We start from the raw sequence: 24,388 nt of genomic DNA, 5'->3' as shown, positions 1-24,388 counted from the left end.
TTGGTGTAGGGTTGTGGGCGCCTTAACAGGAAAGGCTGTTGATGATGAAAAGCTATACTTATGGCCAGAGCTTCATCAATGCCATCGATGGCTATCGTTCCAATCAGTTAATGGATCAAAGCATGCAGAATAACAAACACGGCAACAAGCCACTATCGGCGAGAGCCATCGAGACGATGCGGCCTGGCGATAAAGTCAAAGTGGACACTGGAGAAAATGCCGGTCTGCGCGTGACTTGTGGAGCTAGTGGAGGCAAATCTTTCATCTATCGCTACCGGAGCCCCGAAACGGGCAAACTCACTCAAGTCAAGATAGGGAATTACCCCTCGATGAGTCTGGCTGAGGCGCGTCTTGAGCTTGCTCGGATGAAGGCTTTGCGACGAGATGGCGTATGCATTCGTGCCGAAATTCAGAGGGAGAAAGCACGTCAAAGTGCAAAAATTGAACAGGAAAAGGAAGCGGCAGAGGTGGCCGCGTTTACTGTTCGTGACTTGGTTGATCTGTACTTAACTGAAGTGATTGAGGATCGACTGGTTGTAAATCGTCGAACTGGGGCACAGAAACGAGTTCCTGGTGCACGGAAACCTAAGGGGCAGGCCGAGACTAGGCGCACCCTGTACGGTGATGCTGTACGCACTCTGGGGGATCGATCTGCTGCAGAAGTTCGGCGTAAACATGTGGTAGAGATGGTGAAGGACATTCTTGACCGGGGAGCAAACGTTCAGGCTGGGAATGTGCTGCGTGAGCTCAGTGCCGCCTACGACTATGCGATTGGCCTTGGCAAGTTTGATGATGATTTTGCGAACCCGGCTTTGTTGGCAAAGTCGAGCCTGAAGCAGGCTAGAGTCCGACTTACGTCTGTTCGGGGCAAACGCGTATTGTCCGATGCGGAGTTGAAGGAAGTGTTAGCGTGGTTGCCAGGCTCTGGTTTCTCGGTAACACAAAAGAACGTCATTCGTTTGACTCTGTGGACAGGAGCTCGCACGGGTGAGGTTTGTAAGGCGCGTTGGTCTGATGTAGATCTCGATCGAGCAGTTTGGCATATGCGAGACTCCAAGAACGGAGCCGAGCGGTATGTGCAGTTGCCGAGCCAAGCTGTGGCTTTTCTCCGTCAGCTTCGTTTAACCACCAATACCTATCTGTTTCCTTCGAGTCGGACGGGATTGCCGATCCAGCAGAAATCGCTTACCGAAACAAAATGGTATTTGAGAAATTCTGCCAAGGCTCGAAGTGGCACCTACTTTAAGCCAGGCCAAGCTTGGCTGGATAGCATTCCTGACTGGTCTCCACATGATCTGCGTCGTACGGTTCGCACGGGGTTGTCTCGTTTAGGCTGTCGCAATGAAGTGGCTGAGGCAGTGATAGGGCATTCAAGAAAGGGTATTGAAGGGACTTATGATCTGCACGATTATGAACCCGAATGTCGCGAGTGGCTGCAAAAGTGGGCTGATCATCTGGAAACCCTTGACGGCGTGTGTTAGTTGGCATAACCCATCTTAATTTCACAAATTGCAGCAACCGGACAGAGAGAAATCTATTTCTCTCTGTCTCTCTTAGGCTCGCCAGTCCCTGACCTTGCTGGCCTACGGCCTCCACCGGACGCCTCGATCGGTCCGCTGCTAAACAAAAGCGAACATTCGAGTTTATCTTAATAATTCGATAGAAACGCGTAAACCGCTACAGGACTTAGTCGAAAAGCTGATTTTACCTTCATAGCGAGTCACTATATCTCGAACGATAGCAAGACCGAGACCGTGCCCAGGTGTTTGCTCATCTAGCCGCAGACCCCTTTGGCCCAAACTGGCTAAATCCTTGTGATTAACCCCTGGGCCATCATCAGCAACAACTATTCGCTTAAAGCCGCTGCCTTGTTCGACAGAGAGCTCTACGCATCTCGAAGACCATTTGCCAGCATTGTCCAGTAAGTTGCCCAATACTTCATTAAGATCATGTTCTTCTATTGGCCATCGGCTGTCTTCAGGCAGAGAACTCGATAGTTCAAACGACTTTTCCGGATATAAACGACCGAGCATCCACAAAAGATCTCGTGCCTGTTTTATGGGGTAGGCGCTTTTTCCAATCTGGGGCCCTGCAAAACGGCTTCGACGCATTTCAGCTTCTAATTGCCTGTCGATATCGCTTAATCGCTCCGCCATCTGGCGCCTTAGATTGGTGTCGATAGGACGTGTGTCGTCTTCCAGTATCTGCCGGACGGCTGCGATGGGGGTTTTGACGCTATGAGACAGGTTTGCGAGAGCGTCCCTGGAGCGCTCCAGTCGCTGATCTAAGGAGTCCAGCAACTGATTTAGTTGAAGAACCAGCGGGTGGAACTCCTCTGGCGACTGAACGTTGATTCGGGAGATCTCTCCGTCCTGGAGTCTTTTTAATGCGGCTTTGAGTGTGACAACCGGTCGCATGGACATCGTTATACCGAACCAGAGCACGGCGACCAAGAGCATAATCAACAGAACTGATACTACGGCGGTCCAGGCATGAAGTGCAGCTTGGCTGCGTTTCAGCGCACCCAGATCTTCAGAAACGATTACGACGATGGGTGTTTCACCGACCTGAAAAGACTTTCGGTAGGCGAGGATGTCTAAGGGAGTATCAGTGGTTTCGGCATCTTCTACGCGAACGGTTCCGTCTTCTTCGTTTTCAATCAGAGGCGTTAACAAGGGCTCCCAAGTATCGGGTGAAATGATGGTCTGTTCGGGTGTATGTATGGCAAAGGCATGATGAAAAACATCCTGGAAATAATCGCCCGTCTGGAGAGTGTCAACTTCACCATTCGCGTCGCGAATCTGGTGTTCAAGGAAAGCGACTTCATCTTTCAGTCGGCTTTCAACGAATTCCCGAGACATTCGGTCGAGCAGCAAGCCATGGACCAACCACGCTACCCCCATTAGACCAATTCCGGCGGGCAGTAACAGCGCAAGCAAGGTTCCTTTTACGGACGCAGGCTTTTTAAGGAATCGCATTAAAAATGTACCCCTGGCCGCGTCGTGTTGAGATGGTTTCGCTGCCCACTAGCTTCCTTAACCTCCGAATATACGCCTCAATGACGTTTTCGCTCGGGCTATCATTCAAGTTGTAAAGCTGTTCCATTAGTTGTTCTTTGGAAAAGACGTGGCCAGGGCGGCTCATCAAACAACGTAGCAGCCGGAATTCGGTGCCGGTAAGTGTATGTTCCACGCCGTCGTCCATCTTGAGGCTCTGGCGGTTTTCGTCCAGTTCAAAGCGGCCGGCTTTAACCTGAGCATGGACCCTTCCTTCACTTCGACGCACGAGTGCGTTGAGGCGTGCGATTAGCTCTTCTGTCTGAAAAGGTTTTGCCAGGTAATCGTCTGCCCCGGCTTTTAAGCCGTTAACCTTATCCTGCCAATCGCCTCTCGCGGTCAGAATCAAGACCGGACAGCTGACGTGATTCGTTCGCCACTTTCTCAATACGTCCAGCCCATTGCCATCAGGTAGACCCAGGTCCAGAACAACAGCACGGTAATCCTCTTGCTCACCCAGAACGACGGCTTCTCGGGCACTGGGAGTTGTATCAACGCTGAAACCTGCTTTTCCCAACTGCCTGACCAGACCCTCAGCAAGCAAGCGGTCATCTTCGACGAGCAGTAAACGCATGAGTTTTTCCTTCTATGTATGGTCCGCGGTCGAAAGTGTGACTGATTAACCTGAATTCAGCCTGAACGGAAAATAGTTCGAGTTTTTCAGAAAGAATTCAGGTTAGTGAGAGAAGGTAACAACCGATTCTGAACATTGCTCAAGATTGGGGCTCAATCCTGCAGTGTTTTTCGAGCAATATTTTACAGAGGATAAAAAGATGAATGCATCAAAACTATTCGTAGCGGGTATGGCGCTTTCAATGTCGGCAACAGCGTTTGCGGCTGGCGCCCATGATGGTGGCCACGGGCACGGCGCTACAAGCGGTGAACCTGGCAAAGCGTCGGAGGCCAGCCGAACCGTAACTGTCGAGATGTACGACAACTACTACGAACCCGAAGAAATCAGTGTAAAGCCGGGTGAAACCGTTCGCTTCGTGGTGGAGAACAAGGGAAACCTCGTCCATGAGTTCAATGTTGGCACTCCCGACATGCACGAAGCTCATCAAGAGGAAATGATGATGATGGTTGAGCATGGCGTCATCCAGGGCGGCAAGCTGAACCACGACATGATGAATATGGATATGGGGAATGGCCATTCCATGAAGCATGACGACCCGAACAGCGTGTTGCTGGAACCGGGCCAAAGTAAAGAAGTGGTATGGAAGTTCTCTGATAAAGGCAATATCGAATTTGCCTGCAACGTGCCGGGCCACTATCAGGCCGGGATGTACGGTGAGGTCAATTTCGAGTAACTCGCTTAACTGAGGTCCGCGAGCGCGGGGCTGAGACACGTTTCTCGGCCCGGCTTCAATGACGTGTAGTTCGGAGCAACACAGATGAAACCACGCTTTTTGACAGGGCTTTTGAGCCTGCTGATGCCAGCCATGGTTCTGGCCGGCGAATACGACCTTACGGTCGACCGGGTAAAAATTGATACCGGCGATTTTGTGAAGGAAGGCATTGGATACAACGGCGCATCTCCGGGACCGGTAATGCGTTTCAAGGAAGGCGAGAACGTCCGGATCAACGTGACCAACAACCTGGATGAGATGACGTCCATTCACTGGCACGGCCTGATCCTTCCTTTTAACCAGGACGGTGTGCCTGGTATCAGTTTCCCGGGCATCAAGCCGGGTGAAACCTTTACCTATGAGTTTCCTATCCAGCAGGCAGGCACCTACTGGTTCCACAGCCACTCTGGTTTTCAGGAGCCGGACGGCGCCTATGGTGCCATTGTCATCGAGCCCGAGGGCCGTGAGCCATTCCGCTACGATCGTGAATACGTGGTGCAGCTGACTGACAAGCACCCCCATTCCGGTGACCGCATCATGCGCAACCTGAAGATGATGCCGGATTACTACAACCGTGAGCAGCAAACCGTGGGGGAGTTTTTTTCGGACGCGTCCAAAAACGGTCTGATGAACACCATTCGGGACCGCATGGCCTGGGGTGACATGCGGATGATGAAAGCGGACGTTGAGGACTTGCAGGGCTTTACGGGCCTGATCAACGGCAAAGGTCCGGACCAGAACTGGACGGGACTCTTTGAGCCGGGCGAACGCATCCGGCTGCGGTTCATCAACTCCTCGGCCATGACCTACTTCGACATACGGATTCCCGGTCTGGACATGACGGTTGTACAGGCCGATGGCAACAACGTTCAGCCCGTTAACGTGGACGAGTTCCGGATCGGTGTGGCGGAAGCCTATGATGTGATCGTCCACCCGAAAGATGAGCAGGCCTACACCATTTTCGCTGAATCCATGGGGCGTTCCGGCTATGCCAGGGCAACGTTGGCCCCCGAAGAAGGTATGGAAGCGGCTGTTCCGCAACTGCGTGATCCGGCGCGCCTGACTATGGCAGACATGAGCGGTATGCCCGGCATGGACCATGGCAACATGGCCGGTATGGATCATGGCGACATGGATATGAATAGCTCAGAAGGGATGTCCGGAATGGATCACTCCAACATGGAAGATATGGATCATTCTGACATGTCCGGCATGGATCATGGTTCCATGGTGATGGGAAAAGAAGGCCCAAGCGATCCCTTTTATGCCAAGGGAAGTGGCCTTGTACCCACGGCAGCCAATGGCGGCAAGTTCCTGTCCTATGCTGACCTGAAGGCCCAAGATCCACTGTATGAAGACCGCGAACCGACCCGGGAAATTGAGCTTCGTTTGACCGGCAATATGGAGCGTTATACCTGGAGCATTAATGGCGTCAAGTACGAAGACGCAGACCCAATTCGTCTCAAATACGGTGAGCGAGTTCGCTTCAAATTCGTGAACGAGACCATGATGACTCACCCTATGCACCTGCACGGTATGTGGTCCATTCTCGATGTTGGTGCAGACCAATGGAACCCGATCAAGCACACGGTCAGTGTGCAGCCAGGCACCACGGTTTACATGGAAACCGAGGTCGACGCGCCCGGTCAGTGGGCGTTCCACTGTCACCTGTCCTATCACGCGGCCGCTGGTATGTTCCGCAAGGTCATTGTTGAAGGTGGGCCAGAGTCGACGCAGGCCAAAACAGACGTGATTGCCAAAGATGGAGGTGAGGTATGAGCTGTATTCGATCAATTGTCGCAGTCAGCTTCCTTGCCTCTATTGGTGTCTCAACGGCGGTGACAGCTCAGGAAATGATCTCCGACACGACCGCTCGAAAACAGCCGCTCACAACCTGGGGCGTTCAATTCGAGGAATTTGAGTACCGCTACAGCGACGATGACGAGGAGCTGGGCGTCTGGAATGCGGATGCCTTCTATGGCACCGACGACTTTAAAGTCCGGCTGCTCACAACCGGGGAGTACGAGATAGAGGAGCAGGCCTACGAAACGCTGGAAAACCAGCTGGTCGGCCAGATCCCTATCTCCAAATTCTTCGACGCCAAAGCGGGCGTGCGTTTCGATACGCCCGAAGGGCCGGACCGTACGTATGCGGTTCTCGGTGTGGCCGGGCTGGCGCCCCAATGGTTTGAGATCGATGCAAATCTGTATGTCAGCAAGGATGGCGATACGTCAGCCGAACTGGACGCTGAGTACGAATTGCTGTTCACCAACTACTGGATTTTGGCGGCAACGCTGGATGCCTCAGTAGCTTTCAGTGAGGATGAAGAGATCGGCGTCGGCAAGGGATTAGTTTCCACCGAAACCGGCCTCCGGCTCCGCTACGACCTGATAGACCGTGCGTTCTCGCCTTATGTGGGTGTGGTGCACGAGCGTAAGTATGGCGATAGTGCCGACCTGGCCGAGGCGAGCGGCGGCGGCACAGAAGATTGGTTTGCCGTAATCGGCGCTCGAATCGCATTCTGATGCTGAAGGGCCATGGGAAACCCATGGCCTTTTTTCGTCTATGATTTGATGTAACTCAAATTCACCGAAAGCATGTGTCCATTTTCAGCCGCAGTTCAGATTGAAGTGTTTTGATACAGGGAGAAGTCATCAGGAAGAGAGGTGTCACCCCATGACCAAAGCACACAAAGCAACCAATCAGGAGCAGTTTTTGTTGCGCCGAAAAATGACCGTCGAGGGGCTTGGAGAGGATCAGTGGGAGGGGCTCATCCACGATCTGAATCACCACCCATGCGTTGATTTCGCCGAGCGTAAGCCAAATGGCACATTGCAGGTGACGTACGACGGAACCCACTGGTCCGTCGATGAATTACTGGAACTGATCAAGGCTTACGGTGGCCAATTGAAAACCGGATGGTGGACCCGGCGCAAATTGGCTTGGTACCGGTTTACCGACGACAACGTCCGGGCAAATGCCAAGCATGAGCCGTTCTGCTGTTCCAAGATTCCACCCATGAAAAAATAACAGGAGGTTGAATGAACAGGGAGGAAGATCGAAGCACTCGCTACCAGGAAGGTAGTCTCACTCTGTCAGGGACGGTGATGCTGGGTACCGGCGTCATGATTGGCGCCGGTATTTTTGCACTTACCGGGCAGATGGCCCAGATGACCGGTGTCCTTTTCCCGCTGGCCTTTCTCGCGGCGGCCTTGATTGTTGGCTTCAGCGCGTATTCCTATATCAAGATTTCCAACGCCTACCCGTCGGCCGGGGGCATTGGCATGTACTTGCATAAAGCCTACGGAAACCGGCTGCCAACGGCTTTCAACGCCCTGTTGATGTATTTTTCCATGGTCATCGCTCAGAGCTTCCTGGCCCGGACCTTTGGCTCTTACACCATGCAACTTTTCGGCGGGGATGACAGTGGCCGCATGGTGCCCATTCTCGGCGTGGCGCTCATTCTTGCGGCCTTTCTGATCAACCTGCTGGGCAATCGGATGATTCAAGGGGTGGCTTCCTTTATCGGGATCCTGAAAATCGGCGGCATACTGATTTTCGGTCTGGTCGGGATCTGGATTGCCGACTCAGTCGCGGTTGATTTTTCGGAGCCCGGTGAAGCCGGAGCGCTGGGCAACTTCTTGGGCGCGACCGCGTTGGGCATTCTAGCGTTCAAAGGCTTTACGACCATTACCAACAGTGGTTCGGAAGTCATCGACCCGAAGCGAAATGTCGGCCGTGCCATCGTTATCTCCATTGCCGCCTGTGTGGTGATCTACACGCTGGTGGGATTTGCGGTCGCCAGCAATCTATCTCTGGCTGAAATTATCGAAACGCAGGATTACTCTCTCGCCGCTGCTGCACGTCCCGCTCTCGGCGAATACGGCGTCTGGTTTACTGTTGCGATTGCCATGATGGCCACGGCGGGAGGAATTCTGGCCAGTGTATTTGCTGTGTCCCGCATGTTGGCCATGCTGACGGAGATGAAGCTCGTACCACATCGGCATTTTGGCATGCCCGGCAGCATCCAGAAACACACACTGGTGTATACCGTTGTCCTGGGGCTGATCCTCACCGCCTTCTTTGATCTGTCACGAATTGCCGCGCTGGGTATCGTGTTTTACCTGATTATGGACATTGCCATTCACTGGGGTGTACTGCGCTATCTTCGCAAAGACATCAAGGCCAACACCTGGGTGCCAACTACAGCCATCTTGTTGGATCTTTTGGCTCTGGGCGGCTTTGTCTGGGTAAAACTGAATACGGACCCGTTCGTCATTGGCGTGGCAGTGGTCACCATGATTGTGCTTGCAGTCTCCGAGCAGATTTTCCTGAAAAGATCGCCGGAATCCGCGCAAGCGAAACAGGAAGAGAGTCACGCGCATCGTCACCATTAACCAGAATCAGGAAGAGAGGCTATTGCCATGATGGGAGATAACATGTTCGGGAACACCATGTGGGCAGGCCACTGGCTGTGGATGCTGGTGATTGCCATTGTGGTGGTCATTCCGGCTTGGCGTATTTGCCAGCGCACCGGGTATCCGGGGTGGATGGGTGTGCTGATATTGATCCCCATCGTCAATCTGGTTCTGCTGTATTTTATTGCATTTGCAGACTGGCCCGCCGACAAAAAAGGAGATCGCAATGGCTGAGCACCATCACGCCCATGACCACGATCACCACACCGATAAAGAACCTGGTGAGCACACCGCCAAGGATCCGGTTTGCGGCATGGCAGTGGATCCGCATACCGCGGAACACCGCAGCCAGCATGGCGGTAAAACCTGGTACTTCTGCTCGTCGCGTTGCCAGTCCAAATTCGACGAGAACCCTGAGCAGTACCTCGATTGGGAAAAGAAACAGCAAGAGCCGGTAGCGCCGGGCACTATGTATACCTGTCCCATGCACCCCGAGATTCGGCAGCAAGGGCCAGGGGACTGCCCAATCTGCGGCATGGCCCTGGAGCCCGAGCAGGTAAGCCTGGACGACGGGCCTTCGGAAGAACTCAAAGACATGACCCGCCGATTCTGGATCGGCCTGGTGCTGGCCCTGCCTGTACTGGTGCTGGAGATGGGTGGGCACCTCACCGGACTCGATCACATTATAGCCCCGCAGATGTCCAACTGGATTCAACTGGTGCTGGCAACGCCTGTGGTGCTCTGGTGCGGTTGGCCCTTCTTCGTCCGGGGTTGGAAATCCGTGGTTAGTCGTAACTTGAACATGTTTACGCTCATTGCCATTGGTACCGGCGTCGCGCTGATCTACAGCCTGGTTGCGACCCTGGCGCCGCAGATCTTCCCAGGCGCCTTCCGGCAGGAAGACGGGTCGGTCGCCGTCTACTTCGAGGCGGCTGCTGTCATCGTGGTGCTGGTGCTGCTGGGGCAGGTGCTGGAATTGCGCGCCAGAGAGAAAACCTCTGGTGCCATCAAGGCCCTGCTGGATCTGGCACCGGCGACGGCCAGAAAACTGGACGACGATGGCAGCGAATCCGATGTGTCGCTTGATCAGGTCAAGGTCGGTGACCGCTTGCGGGTACGTCCGGGAGACAAGGTGCCGTTGGACGGCGAGGTGCTTGAAGGCAGCTCCAACGTGGATGAATCCATGGTGACCGGTGAGCCTTTGGCAGTCAGCAAAAAATCCGGCGACCAGGTGATCGGCGGCAGTATCAACCAGCAGGGCAGCTTTATCATGCGGGCCGACAAGGTTGGCCGTGACACCATGCTGTCCCAGATTGTGCAGATGGTGGCGAGCGCCCAGCGCAGCCGCGCGCCCATTCAGGGCCTGGCCGACAAGGTGGCGGGTTATTTTGTGCCTGCGGTGATCGTGATCGCCATTATCGCCTTTATAGCCTGGTCATTCTTCGGGCCCACGCCGCCTATGGCGTTCGGGCTGATTGCAGCGGTCAGTGTTCTGATCATTGCCTGCCCTTGCGCACTTGGCTTGGCGACGCCCATGTCCATCATGGTGGGTGTCGGACGCGGTGCTCAAAGTGGCGTTCTGATTCGCGATGCGGAAGCCTTGGAGCGTATGGAGAAGGTGGACACCGTGGTGGTGGATAAAACCGGCACGCTGACAGAGGGCAAGCCGCAAGTCACCCGGCTTGTCGCGGCCAACGGGTTCGATGACAGTAGTCTCATGCGTTATGCAGGCGGCCTGGAGAAAGGCAGTGAGCACCCACTGGCTCACGCCATACTCGATAAAGCCAAGGGCATGGACCTGAAGCTTCCGGATGCGGAAGACTTTGACTCTCCGAATGGTAAAGGGGTTACCGGTCGAATAGACGGCAAGCGGGTGCTACTTGGTAACCGCCTTCTCATGGAGTCGGAAAATGTCGACACCACGCGATTTGACGGCGACGCCGACCAGCTCCGAAAAGATGGTGCTACCGTGATTTTTGCTGCTGTCGACGGAAACGTCGCAGGGTTGCTGGCGATTGCCGATCCGGTCAAGGAAACCACCGAAGCCGCTATTTCCGCGCTGCAAAAAGACGGCATCCGGGTGGTCATGCTGACCGGCGATAACCGCACTTCAGCTGAAGCAGTTGCCCGAAAACTGCATATCGACGAAGTGGAAGCGGAAGTCCTGCCGGAAGATAAGGGCAAGATCGTCCAGCGCCTGAAAGACGAAGGCCGTGTTGTCGTGATGGCGGGTGACGGCGTAAACGATGCGCCTGCACTGGCAACGGCGGATGTCGGTGTGGCCATGGGCACCGGGACCGATGTCGCCATCGAAAGCGCCGGCATTACGCTGCTACGCGGCGACCTGATGGGCATTGTCGAGGCGCGCCGTTTGTCTCTGGCGACCATGCGCAATATCCGTCAGAACCTGTTTTTCGCCTTCGTTTACAACTCCGCCGGTGTTCCGATAGCGGCAGGGGTTTTGTACCCGTTTTTCGGGATACTGCTGTCGCCCATTTTTGCAGCGGCCGCCATGTCGCTGTCCTCGGTCAGCGTGATTGTGAATGCGCTGCGTTTGAGGGTGGTGAAACTCGGGTCAAAGTAATGAACTTCTGAATCATTGGAGGTAGCTATGTCATACACAATCGATCGAGTTATCAAAGATGTCGATTTCGAGGACGTGGACAGAAGAGCGCGTCAGGCCCTCACTGATCACGGCTTCGGTGTGCTGACAGAAATTGATGTCAAAGCCACCATGAAGAAAAAGCTGGACAAGGATATGCAGGCCTATCGGATTCTCGGGGCCTGCAATCCTGGCATGGCGTGGGAAGCCATCGGTGTGGAGCCTCGCGTGGGTGCCATGCTGCCTTGCAACGTTATTCTTCGTGAGGTTTCGGAGGGCATTGAGGTAAGTGCAGTGGATCCATTGGCTTCCATGAGCGCCATCGATAATGACGAGCTCAAGCAGGTTGCCGGGAAGGTCAGGGATATGCTCTCTGAGGTTGTGGAATCGATCTGAAGCCGGTAGAGGCGTCGATTTGCTGCAGTGCCTGCGGTTTGCAATGGATTAGCGAATTAGCCAGGCGAGCGCATAGCCCAACTGAACACTGGAAATGCAAATAGGACTCCTCATTTGACGACGGGATACCTATTTGATGTCAGTCATATTGTGGAGAAGAAAAAAGGAAAAAAGATATGGATATAAAGACTTTTGGACAACTGATCGACTGGACGCGCGATCTGCACTCACATCTGGCGAGCTGTCTGTCCCATTGCGCAACAAAGCACGAGGAAGAACGGGCCCGTGCGCTTTTGGATTATCTGGCAGCTCATGAATCGGAAATAGAGCGGATCGTGAACGAGTTTGAGCACCAAGGGGATAAGAAGGCACTGGAAACTCGGGTGTACGACTACCTGTCCCATAATCCGATCAAAACTCATCGAACCTGCGACGAGCCTTACGCGAAGCTTGATTTTGATGGTATCTGCCGGGAAGTGTTCGACTTTCATGATCAGATTATTGATCTCTACAAAACGCTGATTGGAAAAGCCGAAATTCCAGAAGCAAAAGAGCTGTTCGAATCTCTTTTGGCGATGGAGGAAAATGAGTCGATGAGACTGGCTCGTCAGGTTGGCCGAATGCAGGATCTATGAGATCCGAGCACTTTTGCTGACGGCTTAATCCCTTTGAATGTTTCCAATTGAGGCTCACCTTCACACCTCAAAGACGGGCGCAAAGCCACCTCCCGGCGTTCGAAAGTTGGTGGCCTGGCCCTGGTACACACGGGCAGCGGCAAGCAGATGTTGCCCGGCATAGGTGTACAAACGGATATCGACCTTTCTGGTGGTGACCGTGCCATCCACTCTCAGCGTGCGTTCTCCGGCGGGAACGAAGTTCTGCGCGATGTAATCACCCTTCAGGATCTCTTCGAAAACGCGGCGGGTTAGTTTTTCGCCCCGATAGACGCCCTTGCTGCCATGGCCCGCTACCGGTTTGAAAAACAGTTTACGCCGGTTGCTCCACAACTCCGCCTCATCACTTGCTGAAACCAGCAAGGTCTTCGGTACGGCTCTGTCCAGATATCCTGCCTCGGCTTCACTAAGTCCCCAGTCGCGCAGGGTATGGGCATCAGATAGCAGGGTCAGGTTCCGTTTGTCGGCCATAAGCGCATGGGCGCGTGGATTGGGCGTGACGACCGCCGCGCCGTCGAGGTAGGCGTGCCTCAGTGCCCCAAGAGCCGGGGCCTCCAAGGCAAAATCCACCAGCCGGTTGTACACCATGTCGATAGGCATGCCGTAGGCGCTTAAGGCGCCATCGAGATACTCAAGCTCCGATGGGTCGAGAATCAAGGTCTCTATGCCTCTGGCCTGGAATAACTGTTGGGCCAGCTGGAATTCCGGGAACATAAACTGGGACTTTGGCGCATCGTCCACGATGGCCAGGCGACGAGGCGTTGAGTTGCGACCTTGCCTTTGCCACTCCTGTTTAAACATGGCAAATACCGCGTCCTCGAACCCATTCAGTGCTCGGTTGGTGTCAGCGGTTTGCTGGGATGGGTCACAGCATCGGTGTTGAGCTCGTGCCAGCAGCGTGTTCAGAAATGCGCCGCCGGCGTTGGTGTTGATTTCGATTAGCTGAGGGCCGTCTGGGCCCAGGTGAAAGTCGTAGCCCATGAAGGCCCCGATGGGGCCTGGATCAAAACCGGCGATGTCCGGCGCCCAGGACAGAGCTCTTTCCTTATAGGGCGGAAGCTCGGCTGCGAATTCGATCGCCTGAACAATCCGTTTCATCGTCGCGATGTCCGCTTGGGGAACGAAAACCGGTGTGTTTGAAAAGAGATGAAGGAGTTCAGGAGTGGTCGGCAGCTCGTTCCCAATGCCTGAAAACTGCTTCCGGAGGCTGTCAGTGAGCGCTTTTCGGTCAAGAGTGATGCAGTAACACTGCCGGTTGAGCTGGTCGGCGTGGGTTTTGGTTGTTCGCTGGTTTTCCTGGGGCACGTCTTGCATTGGGCGTCCATGGTCATTGTGAATCGTTCCACCTTGATTCTGGTCAAACGGATGCATGTTTCGCAACTGTTTTCAGGCCTGTTTCAGCTTGGTGTGATGGACTGCCAAGTAATGACCATGCCTGTTCGGGATCTTGCTTACCGGGCGAGGAGATCTTACTGAAACCCTCTGACCAAAAAGGGCACGCTATGAACCATTCGTTGCGCAAGCAGTGTATTGCTGGTATTACGGCCAGTGTCGCTATGAGTTTTTCGCTGATGGTGGCCGCAGACACGAACCGGGCATTTGTTCCCATGGGCACAGCGGATGCCGTCGGCGTTATTGATCTGGAAAACCGCAAGGTGACGTCGTCCATTGGCGGCACCCTGAATACCCACGGTTCGGCACTGACCCCGGATGGCCGGCATCTGGTGGTGGGTAGTTTGTCGGCGCATGATCGTCAGGAGCCGGTTAGTCGCCCCGAAGGCGTTTCAGAAGATGAACACGCCGCTCATCATGGGGGCGGGCAGTCTACTGAATTGGAAGCAGGGAGTACCGGGCTGCTCTATTTGGTGAACACGGCCACAAAGACGATTGACCGCAAACTGGAAGTGCCGGGGCCGGTGCACCATGTGCTGGTGACTTCCAACGGTCGCTATGCCGTTTCCACGCATCCTGCCAGTGGCAGTATCAGCGTTGTGGATCTGGATTCCGGTCAGTTGGTCAAAACTGTGGCGACGGGGCCGGCCCCCAACTATCTGGTGCAAACCGACGACGGCCAATCCCTTCTGGTCAGCAATACCGGTAATGGCACGGTCAGCGAAGTGGATACCGAGCACTGGTTCGTCGAGCGCAATTTGCGAGTTGGCGGCAACCCAGAGCATATGGTGCTTGCCCCCGGCAACCAGCGGCTCTACGTGAATGATGCTGCATCCGGCCAGGTTCTTGTCCTTGAGCTTGCCAAAGGCGCGGTGGCGAACCGGTACGAGGTTGGGGAGGCGCCCCATGGCGTTGGCTTGAGCGCAGATGGCCAGACCCTCTATGCCACCAGCCAGGGCGGCAACCAGGTGGTCCGGATTGAGCTAGCCAGCGGCGCCCGCCACACCAGGCCGCTGGCTCCTGCGCCCTATCATCTTGCGGTCTCTCCCTACGATGGCCAGCTACTGGTGACCAGTCGGGCAGAGAACAAGCTTTGGGTGCTCGACCCGGAATCCCTCGATGTGGTTGATGGGATCGCGCTGAGCGGCATAGGCCATCAGATATCCCTTGAGGCCCATTAGTACCCTGTTCTGACACTGGCTTTTTCGCAAAGGAACCGCTCATGGATCGACGCTTTAAAATCAAAGGAATCCACAACATAGCCGCGAAAGACCCGGTCAATCAGGTTGCCCATGGCGCCACCGAGGATAAGACTGTAAGCGATGGCTTCTCCTTTATGACGATTTTCAAGGATCAGCTTGATCAGAAAAATCGAGACCACTACCGCGATTCCGATAAATAAGTAGCGCTGCCAGCCTCCACCATTCGCAAAAAGACTGAATGCGGCACCGGTGTTCCATAGGTGCACCCAGTTAAAGAGCGGGGTCACCGAAACATACTCGCCATAGGCCGTTGATTGCTGCACCAGCCACTTTACAGCCTGATCAGACGCTGCCAGCAGGCCCGATATGGACAATAGGGCATACGGCGAGAGCTTTTTGCCAATAATGAGCATTATTTAACCCTTCAACGCCAAAATGCGTCTGGCACCGTTAAGTACAATGCCCCCCGCGATGGTGCCGATAATCAGATCCGGATAATTGGAACCGGTCCACGCGACCAGGGCGCCGGCGGTGATGACCCCCAGGTTGATCACCACGTCGTTGGCCGAGAATATCCAGCTTGCCTTCATGTGCGCCCCGCCTTCCCGATGTTTGGATATGAGCAGCAGACAACTGGTATTGGCAATCAATGCGACGAATGCGATAGCCATCATCACCAGCGATTCAGGCTCACTACCGAATACAAAGCGTCTCACCACCTCTACGAGCGCGCCCACAGCCAAGATCAGTTGCAGTACACCAGCAAGATGCGCGGCACGTACCTGCATTTTCACGCTATGTCCAACCGCATAAAGGGCAAGCCCGTACACCGCCGCATCGGCAAAATTGTCCAGGGATTCTCCAATCAGGCCGGTGGACTGGGCGATCAGACCGGCAGTCATTTCCACCACGAACAGAAGTGCATTGATGCCGAGCAACCAGCGCAGGGTCCCGGATTCTTGCTTAGCAGAAGCTGCCGAAAACTCGGCGGCCTTGATGGTCTCCGGATTTGCAGCGACGGTTTCCTGAAGCGAGGCGCCTAGCCCCAAGGTCTTCAGTTTCGAGGTGACGGGCTCGACCTCGCCGTCATGCACGACCTTCAGCCGGCGGTTCGACAAGTCGAAGGACAGCGCCCGAATCTCCTCAAAGCCGTTCAGGGCTAGGCGAATCATTCGTTCTTCTGATGGACAGTCCATCTTCGGCACGGCATAAACACTGACCCATCTCCCTGGCGCCTCGGAGGAGGCCTGTATATCGGTATCCGCTGCGGACGTTGCATCACCGCCACAGGCGCCACCACAGGATTTGCTCATGATACGACTCCACTTGAACAATGTTGTGGTACCATTTAAAACTATAAAGCTACTATAAGGTCAATAGAGTAAAGAATCCGTTGGGGAGGAGGCTGATGCGCATTGGTCAGTTGGCGCAGTTGGTAGGGGTCGAAACACAGACGATCCGCTTCTATGAACAGCAGGGCTTGTTGCCGCCGCCTGATCGGCAGGACAACGGTTACCGTGTCTATACCGAGAAGCATGGTGAGGGGCTGGCCTTCATCCGTCGCTGCAGAATCCTGGGCCTGTCACTGGCTGAGATTCAGGAACTACAGAGCTATCAGGACGACCCTCATCAGCCTTGTACCGCCGTCAACGCCTTGCTCGATGATCACATCTCTCATGTGCGGTCGCAGATAACCGCTCTGCAAGCGCTTGAGAAACAACTCGTTTCACTGAGAGCGAGTTGCAACGATGACCGGGAAGTTGAGGCGTGTGGGGTTCTTGCTGGAATTAGCGAAGGAAACATGCACCAGCAGTAGGTGAAGCATCAACCAGATAATCCGATGAGATGCCGGTCTGTCTCACTCTCATGCAAAGGTAAGATCAACCATTTAATCCGCTTACCCAAATTGAATAAATAGTCGACTGTCGTTCTAAGAGACAGTCGACTATTGATTTTAATCTGACTTTCTGTATTTGTTTAAGTATGATTGTGACGTGTATTGCTTCCTGATCTTATTTCTTGTTTATTGATATTGGACCCCTTCATATCTTTTTGAGATTGCATGTCTTTCATAAAGGTCATCATTCTGGTTTTCGTGTCGACTGTTTTGTTCGGGTAAGTGCGCGCTTCATTAATCCGATCGGCCAATCCTGAATTGGCAGTGGCCATGGTAGAAAATAAAGTGGCAGCTACGGCAGCGATAATGATTTTTTTCATGATGTTCTCCTTAATTGCCTTAAACCGTTCAAGAAATTCAGTTCAGTTTCAGATTTCTGTGATTTACTTGAGCGTGATCAGGACGTCGACTGCTCGAAGCCCGAGCCAGCCGACGCTTGCGTCTCCACGAGTTGACTTTACCGCAGGGATTACCCTGCGGTATTTTTTTGCCTTTGTTTCAGAGCTTTGTGATAAGCCCGGCCTTCTTTCGTCATCATTTGCACGCGAGCCTCAAAGCCCCCTTCGGACATCGCATTACGTGTCATGTCTCTGTGTAAGCGCTGCATCTCTTCATTCTTAAGTATTTCTTCAATGGATGATTTTTCCATCATTTGGCTGTGCATGGCCTCCATGTCCTTATTGTCTGACATGTTGCCGGCGAGTACGGACGTTGAAACAGTAACTGCTGCTGCAAATATAAGTAAATTTTTCATTTTTACACCTCCTAGTTGGTTGATGAGTTAATTAAAACATCGGTTTCTGAATTGATCCTGAAAGAAACAAAACAATTTAAAATAAAGTAACTTTTTTCAGGAATAACAGTATCTTGATATAAATCAAATTGTGCATTTTCGTTCTGCAATTCAGTTTGGTTTCAGATAAGCGCTATAAGATTGCGATTCAGAAACATTTCAATGGAGATATAACATTGTCCATTCTTCCTCACCTTATAAAGCCGGCCTTTCTCGGTGCTTTGGTTTTGACCAGTTTGCCCGCTTGGACGGCACCCAGACTTGAGTTAACCGGCGCGATTGATGCGGCCATCGAGAACGATCCGTGGCTGCGTCAGAGTGTGCAGATGCAAGATGCTCTGTTGGAAGAAGCTGTTGCCGATGGGGCACTCCCGGACCCCCGGATGACGCTTGGTGCCGCGAATTTGCCCACGGATACTTTCGATACCGGACAGGAGGCAATGACTCAGGCCACCATTGGATTTACCCAGCGAATTCCGCGAGGTGATAGCCGTCAGCTGGCCAGTGAAAAAAAGCAGGAAATGGCAGGCGTTCAGCCTTTTCGGCGCGAGAACCGCCGGGCGCAGGTCATGGAATCGGTAGCGCATCTCTGGCTTGAGGTCTGGCGAACCCAGCAAAGCATCGAACTGATTGAAGATAATCGTGCTCTGTTTCAACAGTTAGAGGATGTCGCAGAGGCTGGGTATACCTCAGCAAGCATAGGTTCCAGGCAGCAGGATGTTATCCGTGCCTCGCTGGAACTGACGCGACTTGAGGACCGGCTGACGGTGCTGCATTCGCAACAGGCATCGAACCGCGCGGAGCTGGAAGAGTGGATAGGCCCGGACCAGGCCAAGCTGGCTGTCAGTAAAGATGTACCCAACGAGTTGCTGAGAGTGTTTCCTCTGGGCTGGGCTGAAACATCCGCAGAGGCACTGATCCGTCATCCGTCAATCCGCGCGACTGATCAGCTGATTGATGCCCAGAGTGTTGACGTTGACCTGGCTCGCCAGGCCTCCAAGCCGGAATGGTCAGTATCTGCACAATATGGATACAGGGAGCGGGCACCAAACGGTCAGGACAGGGCCGACCTGTTTTCTGTAGGCATTGGCTTTGATCTCCCGATCTTTACAGGCAACCGGCAGGATCGAAAACTGAATGCATCAGTGGCGCGACTGGAGGCGGCAAAAACAGAACGTATTTTGCAGATCCGGGGACTTCAGGCCAAAGCCCGTGCGGCCGTGGCCCGGATCGAACGACTGGATGACCGCATAGAGCTCTATGAACAGACCCTGCTGCCGCAAATGGAGGCGCAGGCAAGCGCAGCATTGACTGCTTACAACAACGATGACGGCGACTTCGCCGAAGCGGTACGAGCGCGAATTGCAGAGCTTAATACCCAGGTTGAATTGATACAGATGATGGCCGAGCGGGCCAAGAATCTGGCGAGTTTCCGTTATCTGACGTCCGACACTTCCGACATACCTTCCTTTTCACTGAATCGTTACCAGGACTGACCATCATGGCTAATTTTGCTCGCCCTTTGGGCTTTGTATTGCTCGGCGGCCTCGCCGGTGCAGGGGCCACGTACTGGCTTGACACTGACGCGACTTCGACGCCTGCAGCTGAAATGGCCGCTTCTGGCCCAAAGGAGCCGCTGTATTGGGTAGCCCCGATGGACCCCAATTTCAAAAGTGACAAACCCGGAAAATCCCCGATGGGGATGGATCTGATCCCCGTATACGAGGAGGGTGGGTCAGCTGAGGATCCAGCCGGCACGGTCCGAATTTCACCAACGGTCGTCAACAACCTTGGGGTTCGAACGGAGCCGGTGATTCAGGGGCGCCTGCCTAACAACATTACTACCGTAGGCTACGTGCAGTACAACGAAGACGAGATGGCCCACGTGCACCCTCGTGTTGAAGGCTGGATCGAAGCGCTTTATGTCAAAGCCGAGGGCGAGCCTGTTGAGCAAGGCAAGCCTTTGTACACGCTGTACTCGCCCACCCTTGTGAATGCGCAGGAAGAACTGCTTCTCGCGATGAACCGTGGCAATCAGAGACTGGTTGATGCTGCTACCGAGCGATTGTTGGCGCTGAACGTACCGGCTAGTCTGATCAGCCAACTGCGCCAGAAGCGCGAAGTCCAGAGAACCATGACGGTTTACGCTCCGGGTTCCGGGGTGATCGAGAATCTGAATGTTCGTGAGGGTATGTTCATCAAGCCCGGAAACCGGGTTTTATCGATTGCCGCACTGGATGAGGTCTGGGTGATCGGCGAAGTGTTTGAAAGCCAGCTTTCCGCCGTAGAGGCTGGTAATCGGGTACAGATGACGCTGGATTACATGCCCGGTCGCGAGTGGCGCGGAAACGTGGATTACGTCTACCCCGAAGTGAACCCGAAAACACGGACGGCGCAAGTGCGGATGCGCTTTGATAACGATGATGGTGTTCTGATGCCAGGCATGTTCGCTCGCCTGAATGTTCAGGGCGAACGGGGACAGCGGCAGTTTCTGGTGCCACGGGAGTCGGTCATCCGCACCGGACAGAGCGATCGACTGGTTCTGTCGATGGAAGAGGGCGCCTTCAAGTCGGTTAACGTGAACGTTGGGCGCGTCGGCGACAAGTATGCGGAAATACTCAATGGCCTCTCGCCAGGCGACACGGTGGTCACATCCGCCCAGTTCCTAATCGATTCGGAATCCAGCAAAACCTCGGACTTCCAACGGATGTCATCGCCTCAGGATATGGATGAGCAGGGGATGGATCATGAAGGCATGGATCACAGCACCATGAGCCATGGCGGAGGCGAGTCATGATTGCCGCTATTATTCACTGGTCTATTCGTAACCGCTTCCTGGTGTTGCTGGCGACGTTGCTTATCACAGGGCTCGGCCTTTATTCGCTGAAACAAACGCCGGTGGATGCTCTGCCGGATCTGTCCGATGTGCAGGTCATTATCAAAACCAGTTTCCCAGGCCAGGCGCCGCAGGTGGTGGAAGACCAAGTGACCTACCCGATGACGACAGCCATGCTCTCGGTACCGGGCGCGAAAACGGTCAGGGGATACTCGTTCTTCGGTGACTCCTATGTTTACGTGATCTTCGATGAAGACACCGACATGTACTGGGCCCGCTCCCGGGTACTGGAATACCTGTCCCAGGTTGCGCCCAGCCTTCCAGACTCTGCAAGGCCTCAGCTCGGGCCAGACGCTACCGGAGTTGGCTGGGTTTACCTGTATGCGCTGGTAGACCGCACTGGGAACCAGGACCTAAGCCAGTTGCGCAGCCTGCAGGACTGGTTCCTGAAGTACGAACTGCAAACGGTGCCGGGTGTCTCTGAGGTGGCTGCGCTAGGCGGTATGGTGAAGCAGTACCAGGTCAAGGTCAGCCCGGAAAAACTCAGGGCGCTGGGAATTCCTCTGGCTCACATCCAGAACGCCATCAAGAGAGGCAACCAGGAAGTGGGCGCCTCCGTCATCGAGATGGCCGAGGCGGAATACATGGTGCGCACGTCTGGCTATATAAAATCCCGTGAGGATCTTCTGTCGATTCCATTAGGACTCGATGACAACGGTACCCCCATATTGCTGAAAGATGTGGCCACCGTTGAAGTTGGCCCGCAGATGCGGCGTGGGGTTGCCGAACTGAATGGGGAAGGTGAAACCGTCGGCGGTGTTGTGGTGATGCGCTTTGGTGAGAACGCTCAGGCAACCATTAATGGCGTGAAGGCGAAACTGGAAGACCTGAAATCCAGTTTGCCTGAAGGCGTCGAGGTGGTGACGGTTTACGATCGCTCTGGTCTGATTGAGCGGGCGGTCAATAATCTCGGCTTCAAGCTGCTTGAAGAGTTTCTGGTGGTGGGCCTGGTGTGCATCGTCTTCCTGTTCCACGTGCGCTCGTCGCTGGTGGCGATTCTCAGCCTTCCCGTGGGTATTCTGGCGGCCTTTATCGTCATGCACTGGCAAGGCATCAATGCCAACATCATGTCACTCGGGGGGATTGCCATCGCCATCGGCGCCATGATTGATGGTGCTATTGTAATGATCGAGAACATGCACAAACACATGGAGCGAACCCCGTTAACGTCTGAGAACCGATGGGAAGTCGTTGCACGGTCAGCCTCTGAGGTCGGGCCCGCGCTGTTTTTCTCGCTCCTGATCATTACCGTCAGTTTTGTGCCGGTGTTTGCCCTGGAGGCGCAGGAAGGGCGGATGTTTTCTCCCCTGGCGTTCACCAAAACCTACGCCATGGCGGCGAGTGCGGCCCTGGCGGTGACGCTGGTGCCGGTGCTGATGGGCTATTTCATTCGCGGCAAGGTGCTGCCGGAGCACAAGAACCCCGTGAACCGCCTGCTGGTTGGCGTTTATATGCCGGTGCTGAAGCTGGTGTTACGCTTCCCGAAAACGACGGTTATTGTTGCGTTGCTGGCATTGGCTGTGGGCCTTTGGCCAGCCACCAAAATCGGCAGTGAATTCATCCCGCCACTGGATGAAGGCGACCTGATGTACATGCCCACCACCTACCCGGGCATCTCCATTGGTAAGGCTCGGGAACTGTTGCAGCAAACGGACAAGCTGATTGCCACCGTACCCGAAGTCGAAACCGTGTTCGGCAAAGTGGGGCGGGCGGATACCGCTACCGATCCGGCTCCATTGACGATGATCGAGACCTTCATCCAGCTCAAGCCGAGGGATCAATGGCGGGAAGGCATGACCACCGAAAAGCTGAAGCAGGAGCTCAATACTCTGATTCGGTTCCCGGGGGTAACCAATGCCTGGGTTATGCCGATCATCACGCGCATCGATATGCTGGCAACGGGTATTAAAACGCCGGTGGGCATCAAGATTGCCGGTCCGGACCTTACCGTCATCCAGAACATCGGTAAACGCCTTGAGGAAGTCATGGTCGACATCCCCGGTACAGCCTCCGTTTACTCTGAGCGAGTCGCTGGGGGCCGCTACATCAAGGTGGATATTGATCGTGAGCGTGCCGCTCGTTATGGGCTGAATATCGCTGATGTTCAGCAGGTAGTGGCCTCCGCTATTGGTGGAATCAACGTTTCCAGAACCATCGAGGGACTTGAGCGGTATCCCATTAATCTTCGTTATCCGGAAGACTACCGGGATTCGCCCGAGAAGCTGGAGCAACTGCCCATCGTGACCGCATCCGGCCAGCGCATTGCCCTGTCAGATGTGGCGGAGATCGGCGTAGAGGATGGCCCTCCAGCCATTAAGAGTGAAAACGCGCGGCTGAATGGCTGGACCTTTGTGGATATTGAGGGTGTCGACGTAGGCACCTATGTTGAACAGGCCATGGTTACCGTGAGTGAAGAGCTGGATCTACCTCCCGGTTATTCAATCAACTGGTCTGGTCAGTATGAGTACATGCTCCGTGCGAAGGAAAAACTGACCTATGTGGTGCCGTTAACGCTGGCCATCATCGTCATCCTGCTGTTTCTTAACTTCCGCCGTTTTGCCGAAGTGGGAATTATTATGGGCACGCTACCGTTTGCGATGATCGGTGCTATCTGGCTGATGTATCTGCTTGGCTATAATTTTTCGGTAGCCGTCGGTGTCGGTTTCATTGCGCTGGCCGGCGTTGCGGTAGAGATTGGGGTGATCATGCTGGTGTATTTGAATCAGGCTTATAACGCAATGCTGGAAACGTGTGATGACAAAGGGCTGACGCCAAGGCGAGAAACCCTCCGCCATGCCGTACTACACGGTGCCGGTATGCGGGTTCGGCCAATCATGATGACGGCGGCCGCCATTATCGGGGGGCTTGTGCCCATTATGATTGGCACCGGTACAGGGTCGGAGGTGATGGGCCGGATTGCGGCACCTATGGTGGGCGGTATGATTTCCGCTGTCATTCTGGCGCTGCTGGTGATTCCTGTGCTCTTTTATCTCTGGAAACAGCGAACTCTTGGTGAGTAACGCCGATAGCAAGGTGCCAGGATTCGGCCTGGCACCTTGCTATCACGTCTTTACCGGTTATCACGATCATTCGCAGGGTGCCTACCCGTCTACTGCGCATATTCCAAAATCTATTTGCCTGAACGTTCGCTTTGCGACCAATGTGGCCACCAGGGCAATACAATGGGCGCGGTCTGGAGTGGTGTCCCAGGTTCAGGATCATCAGTTCATCCGCCTCGGTGCGGCCCTGCCAGGCATCGTTATTCGAACTAATCTCAAACCTATATCACCTCTGTGAACCAAGGCACCAACGGTGCCTTCCCTCCCAATTCACAGAGGTAATTCCAATGTCCGAACAATGCCCCAGATGCCTGTCCACCCGGATTGGCAGGAACAACTACGGAAAAAAGGCGGCTGGCGTGGTCGGTGCTGCCGCTGGCGTGTATGGCGGCTACGCCTCCGCAATTGCAGGTGCTCGAACAGGTGCTGTCGTTGGAGCGATGGCTGGCCCGGTGAGTGGTATCGGTGGTGCGGTGATCGGCGGTTTGCTGGGCGGTGTCACCGGTGTCTCCGCTGGCATCATCCTGGGCGATGTGCTCGATGAAGTCGTGCTTGATAATTACCGCTGCCTGGAGTGTGGTCATTCGTTCAGCATCGAACCTGACCCGGAAGACGAGACCACCGATAACCCCACCTCAAAATTCCCTAAGGAGTAAC

General features: G+C 54.4%; 22 protein-coding genes and 1 pseudogene. 16 read left to right on the top strand and 7 right to left on the bottom strand.

The genetic code is table 11. From position 1 onward, the window contains the following. Positions 1-41: 41 nt before the first annotated feature. Complete coding sequence (locus tag K5L82_RS08085; RefSeq protein WP_223133765.1) at positions 42-1,481, top strand: tyrosine-type recombinase/integrase; 1,440 nt, start codon at positions 42-44, stop codon at positions 1,479-1,481. 162 nt (positions 1,482-1,643) lie between these two features. Here the strand turns inward: K5L82_RS08085 and K5L82_RS08080 are convergent, their stop codons facing one another. Together K5L82_RS08080 and K5L82_RS08075 are read right to left on the bottom strand one after the other, a co-directional pair. Beyond that, complete coding sequence (locus K5L82_RS08080) at positions 1,644-2,978, bottom strand: ATP-binding protein (RefSeq protein WP_091855226.1); 1,335 nt, start codon at positions 2,976-2,978, stop codon at positions 1,644-1,646. Further along, complete coding sequence (locus K5L82_RS08075; RefSeq protein ID WP_022990681.1) at positions 2,965-3,630, bottom strand: response regulator transcription factor; 666 nt, start codon at positions 3,628-3,630, stop codon at positions 2,965-2,967. Before K5L82_RS08075 ends, K5L82_RS08080 begins: the two co-directional genes overlap by 14 nt. Positions 3,631-3,829: 199 nt before the next feature. On the opposite strand from K5L82_RS08075, the gene K5L82_RS08070 reads away from it, so the two are divergent. From K5L82_RS08070 to K5L82_RS08030, 9 genes are all read left to right on the top strand, one after another. Next, complete coding sequence (locus tag K5L82_RS08070; RefSeq protein ID WP_058340739.1) at positions 3,830-4,363, top strand: cupredoxin domain-containing protein; 534 nt, start codon at positions 3,830-3,832, stop codon at positions 4,361-4,363. An 84-nt stretch (positions 4,364-4,447) separates the two neighbouring features. After that, on the top strand, positions 4,448-6,181 hold the full coding sequence (locus K5L82_RS08065; RefSeq protein WP_223133764.1) for a copper resistance system multicopper oxidase: 1,734 nt from the start codon (positions 4,448-4,450) through the stop codon (positions 6,179-6,181). Continuing rightward, a complete protein-coding gene (locus K5L82_RS08060) occupies positions 6,178-6,927 on the top strand; it encodes a copper resistance protein B (protein ID WP_223133763.1) in 750 nt (249 codons plus the stop codon). Before K5L82_RS08065 ends, K5L82_RS08060 begins: the two co-directional genes overlap by 4 nt. Before the next feature lie 151 nt (positions 6,928-7,078). Further along, complete coding sequence (locus K5L82_RS08055) at positions 7,079-7,432, top strand: hypothetical protein (RefSeq protein WP_150994157.1); 354 nt, start codon at positions 7,079-7,081, stop codon at positions 7,430-7,432. A gap of 11 nt (positions 7,433-7,443) precedes the next feature. Continuing rightward, positions 7,444-8,799, top strand: coding sequence for an APC family permease (locus tag K5L82_RS08050; protein WP_223133762.1), 1,356 nt, complete (start codon positions 7,444-7,446; stop codon positions 8,797-8,799). Between the two features lie 27 nt (positions 8,800-8,826). After that, positions 8,827-9,054, top strand: coding sequence for a hypothetical protein (locus K5L82_RS08045; RefSeq protein ID WP_223133761.1), 228 nt, complete (start codon positions 8,827-8,829; stop codon positions 9,052-9,054). After that, positions 9,047-11,404, top strand: coding sequence for a heavy metal translocating P-type ATPase (locus K5L82_RS08040; RefSeq protein WP_223133760.1), 2,358 nt, complete (start codon positions 9,047-9,049; stop codon positions 11,402-11,404). Before K5L82_RS08045 ends, K5L82_RS08040 begins: the two co-directional genes overlap by 8 nt. A 27-nt stretch (positions 11,405-11,431) precedes the next feature. After that, positions 11,432-11,818 (top strand): DUF302 domain-containing protein, encoded by a 387-nt coding sequence (locus K5L82_RS08035; protein WP_062785101.1) that lies wholly within the window; start codon positions 11,432-11,434, stop codon positions 11,816-11,818. A 176-nt stretch (positions 11,819-11,994) separates the two neighbouring features. After that, on the top strand, positions 11,995-12,453 hold the full coding sequence (locus tag K5L82_RS08030) for a hypothetical protein (RefSeq protein ID WP_022990672.1): 459 nt from the start codon (positions 11,995-11,997) through the stop codon (positions 12,451-12,453). Between the two features lie 60 nt (positions 12,454-12,513). Here the strand turns inward: K5L82_RS08030 and K5L82_RS08025 are convergent, their stop codons facing one another. Continuing rightward, positions 12,514-13,806, bottom strand: a complete 1,293-nt coding sequence (locus K5L82_RS08025) for a hypothetical protein (protein WP_223133759.1) — start codon at positions 13,804-13,806, stop codon at positions 12,514-12,516. 188 nt (positions 13,807-13,994) lie between these two features. Here K5L82_RS08025 and K5L82_RS08020 point away from each other — a divergent pair, with 188 nt between their 5' ends. Then, positions 13,995-15,065 carry a YncE family protein gene (locus K5L82_RS08020; protein WP_223133758.1) on the top strand — a complete coding sequence of 357 codons (1,071 nt, stop codon included), beginning with the start codon at positions 13,995-13,997 and terminating at the stop codon, positions 15,063-15,065. 56 nt (positions 15,066-15,121) lie between these two features. Here K5L82_RS08020 and lspA read toward each other — a convergent pair. Together lspA and K5L82_RS08010 are read right to left on the bottom strand one after the other, a co-directional pair. Then, positions 15,122-15,499 (bottom strand): annotated as a pseudogene (lspA, locus tag K5L82_RS08015) (signal peptidase II); the annotation flags it as partial. 3 nt (positions 15,500-15,502) lie between these two features. Then, positions 15,503-16,399 (bottom strand): cation transporter, encoded by an 897-nt coding sequence (locus K5L82_RS08010; protein WP_163140028.1) that lies wholly within the window; start codon positions 16,397-16,399, stop codon positions 15,503-15,505. A gap of 95 nt (positions 16,400-16,494) precedes the next feature. Here K5L82_RS08010 and cadR point away from each other — a divergent pair, with 95 nt between their 5' ends. Further along, entirely contained in the window at positions 16,495-16,902 is a 408-nt protein-coding gene (gene cadR / locus K5L82_RS08005; RefSeq protein WP_068812297.1) for a Cd(II)/Pb(II)-responsive transcriptional regulator, read from the top strand. Positions 16,903-17,063: 161 nt separating this feature from the next. Here cadR and K5L82_RS08000 read toward each other — a convergent pair whose 3' ends face one another. Both K5L82_RS08000 and K5L82_RS07995 read right to left on the bottom strand, forming a co-directional pair. After that, the gene (locus K5L82_RS08000) at positions 17,064-17,303 is read right to left on the bottom strand and encodes a hypothetical protein (protein ID WP_223134043.1); all 240 of its coding nucleotides are present in this window, start codon (positions 17,301-17,303) and stop codon (positions 17,064-17,066) included. A 149-nt stretch (positions 17,304-17,452) separates the two neighbouring features. Beyond that, the gene (locus K5L82_RS07995; protein WP_223133757.1) at positions 17,453-17,737 is read right to left on the bottom strand and encodes a hypothetical protein; all 285 of its coding nucleotides are present in this window, start codon (positions 17,735-17,737) and stop codon (positions 17,453-17,455) included. Positions 17,738-18,003: 266 nt separating this feature from the next. Here K5L82_RS07995 and K5L82_RS07990 point away from each other — a divergent pair, with 266 nt between their 5' ends. The 4 genes from K5L82_RS07990 (at position 18,004) to K5L82_RS07975 (ending at position 24,387) form a co-directional block, all read left to right on the top strand. Next, entirely contained in the window at positions 18,004-19,272 is a 1,269-nt protein-coding gene (locus K5L82_RS07990) for a TolC family protein (RefSeq protein ID WP_262492543.1), read from the top strand. Between the two features lie 5 nt (positions 19,273-19,277). Further along, a complete protein-coding gene (locus tag K5L82_RS07985; protein WP_223133755.1) occupies positions 19,278-20,573 on the top strand; it encodes an efflux RND transporter periplasmic adaptor subunit in 1,296 nt (431 codons plus the stop codon). Next, positions 20,570-23,692, top strand: coding sequence for an efflux RND transporter permease subunit (locus K5L82_RS07980; protein WP_223133754.1), 3,123 nt, complete (start codon positions 20,570-20,572; stop codon positions 23,690-23,692). The genes K5L82_RS07985 and K5L82_RS07980 overlap by 4 nt, the downstream gene beginning before the upstream one ends. 326 nt (positions 23,693-24,018) lie before the next feature. Next, positions 24,019-24,387 (top strand): hypothetical protein, encoded by a 369-nt coding sequence (locus K5L82_RS07975; protein WP_094625228.1) that lies wholly within the window; start codon positions 24,019-24,021, stop codon positions 24,385-24,387. The last annotated feature ends 1 nt before the right edge of the window (position 24,388 follow it).

This window comes from Marinobacter sp. AL4B (assembly GCF_019916045.1).
Classification (GTDB): Bacteria; Pseudomonadota; Gammaproteobacteria; order Pseudomonadales; family Oleiphilaceae; genus Marinobacter.
The sequence above is the reverse complement of the archived record's forward strand: the minus strand, read 5'-3'. Positions and strand labels throughout refer to the sequence as shown.

Coding starts and splice junctions, on each gene's coding strand:
- K5L82_RS08030 (WP_022990672.1), top strand. CDS start 11,995: ATGGATATAAAGACTTTTGGACAACTGATCGACTGGACGCGCGATCTG.
- cadR (WP_068812297.1), top strand. CDS start 16,495: ATGCGCATTGGTCAGTTGGCGCAGTTGGTAGGGGTCGAAACACAGACG.
- K5L82_RS08075 (WP_022990681.1), bottom strand. CDS start 3,630: ATGCGTTTACTGCTCGTCGAAGATGACCGCTTGCTTGCTGAGGGTCTG.
- K5L82_RS08065 (WP_223133764.1), top strand. CDS start 4,448: ATGAAACCACGCTTTTTGACAGGGCTTTTGAGCCTGCTGATGCCAGCC.
- K5L82_RS08060 (WP_223133763.1), top strand. CDS start 6,178: ATGAGCTGTATTCGATCAATTGTCGCAGTCAGCTTCCTTGCCTCTATT.
- K5L82_RS08035 (WP_062785101.1), top strand. CDS start 11,432: ATGTCATACACAATCGATCGAGTTATCAAAGATGTCGATTTCGAGGAC.
- K5L82_RS08045 (WP_223133761.1), top strand. CDS start 8,827: ATGATGGGAGATAACATGTTCGGGAACACCATGTGGGCAGGCCACTGG.
- K5L82_RS07985 (WP_223133755.1), top strand. CDS start 19,278: ATGGCTAATTTTGCTCGCCCTTTGGGCTTTGTATTGCTCGGCGGCCTC.
- K5L82_RS07975 (WP_094625228.1), top strand. CDS start 24,019: ATGTCCGAACAATGCCCCAGATGCCTGTCCACCCGGATTGGCAGGAAC.
- K5L82_RS08070 (WP_058340739.1), top strand. CDS start 3,830: ATGAATGCATCAAAACTATTCGTAGCGGGTATGGCGCTTTCAATGTCG.
- K5L82_RS08010 (WP_163140028.1), bottom strand. CDS start 16,399: ATGAGCAAATCCTGTGGTGGCGCCTGTGGCGGTGATGCAACGTCCGCA.
- K5L82_RS08025 (WP_223133759.1), bottom strand. CDS start 13,806: ATGCAAGACGTGCCCCAGGAAAACCAGCGAACAACCAAAACCCACGCC.
- K5L82_RS07980 (WP_223133754.1), top strand. CDS start 20,570: ATGATTGCCGCTATTATTCACTGGTCTATTCGTAACCGCTTCCTGGTG.
- K5L82_RS08020 (WP_223133758.1), top strand. CDS start 13,995: ATGAACCATTCGTTGCGCAAGCAGTGTATTGCTGGTATTACGGCCAGT.
- K5L82_RS08080 (WP_091855226.1), bottom strand. CDS start 2,978: ATGCGATTCCTTAAAAAGCCTGCGTCCGTAAAAGGAACCTTGCTTGCG.
- K5L82_RS08055 (WP_150994157.1), top strand. CDS start 7,079: ATGACCAAAGCACACAAAGCAACCAATCAGGAGCAGTTTTTGTTGCGC.
- K5L82_RS08000 (WP_223134043.1), bottom strand. CDS start 17,303: ATGAAAAAAATCATTATCGCTGCCGTAGCTGCCACTTTATTTTCTACC.
- K5L82_RS08085 (WP_223133765.1), top strand. CDS start 42: ATGATGAAAAGCTATACTTATGGCCAGAGCTTCATCAATGCCATCGAT.
- K5L82_RS08040 (WP_223133760.1), top strand. CDS start 9,047: ATGGCTGAGCACCATCACGCCCATGACCACGATCACCACACCGATAAA.
- K5L82_RS07995 (WP_223133757.1), bottom strand. CDS start 17,737: ATGAAAAATTTACTTATATTTGCAGCAGCAGTTACTGTTTCAACGTCC.
- K5L82_RS08050 (WP_223133762.1), top strand. CDS start 7,444: ATGAACAGGGAGGAAGATCGAAGCACTCGCTACCAGGAAGGTAGTCTC.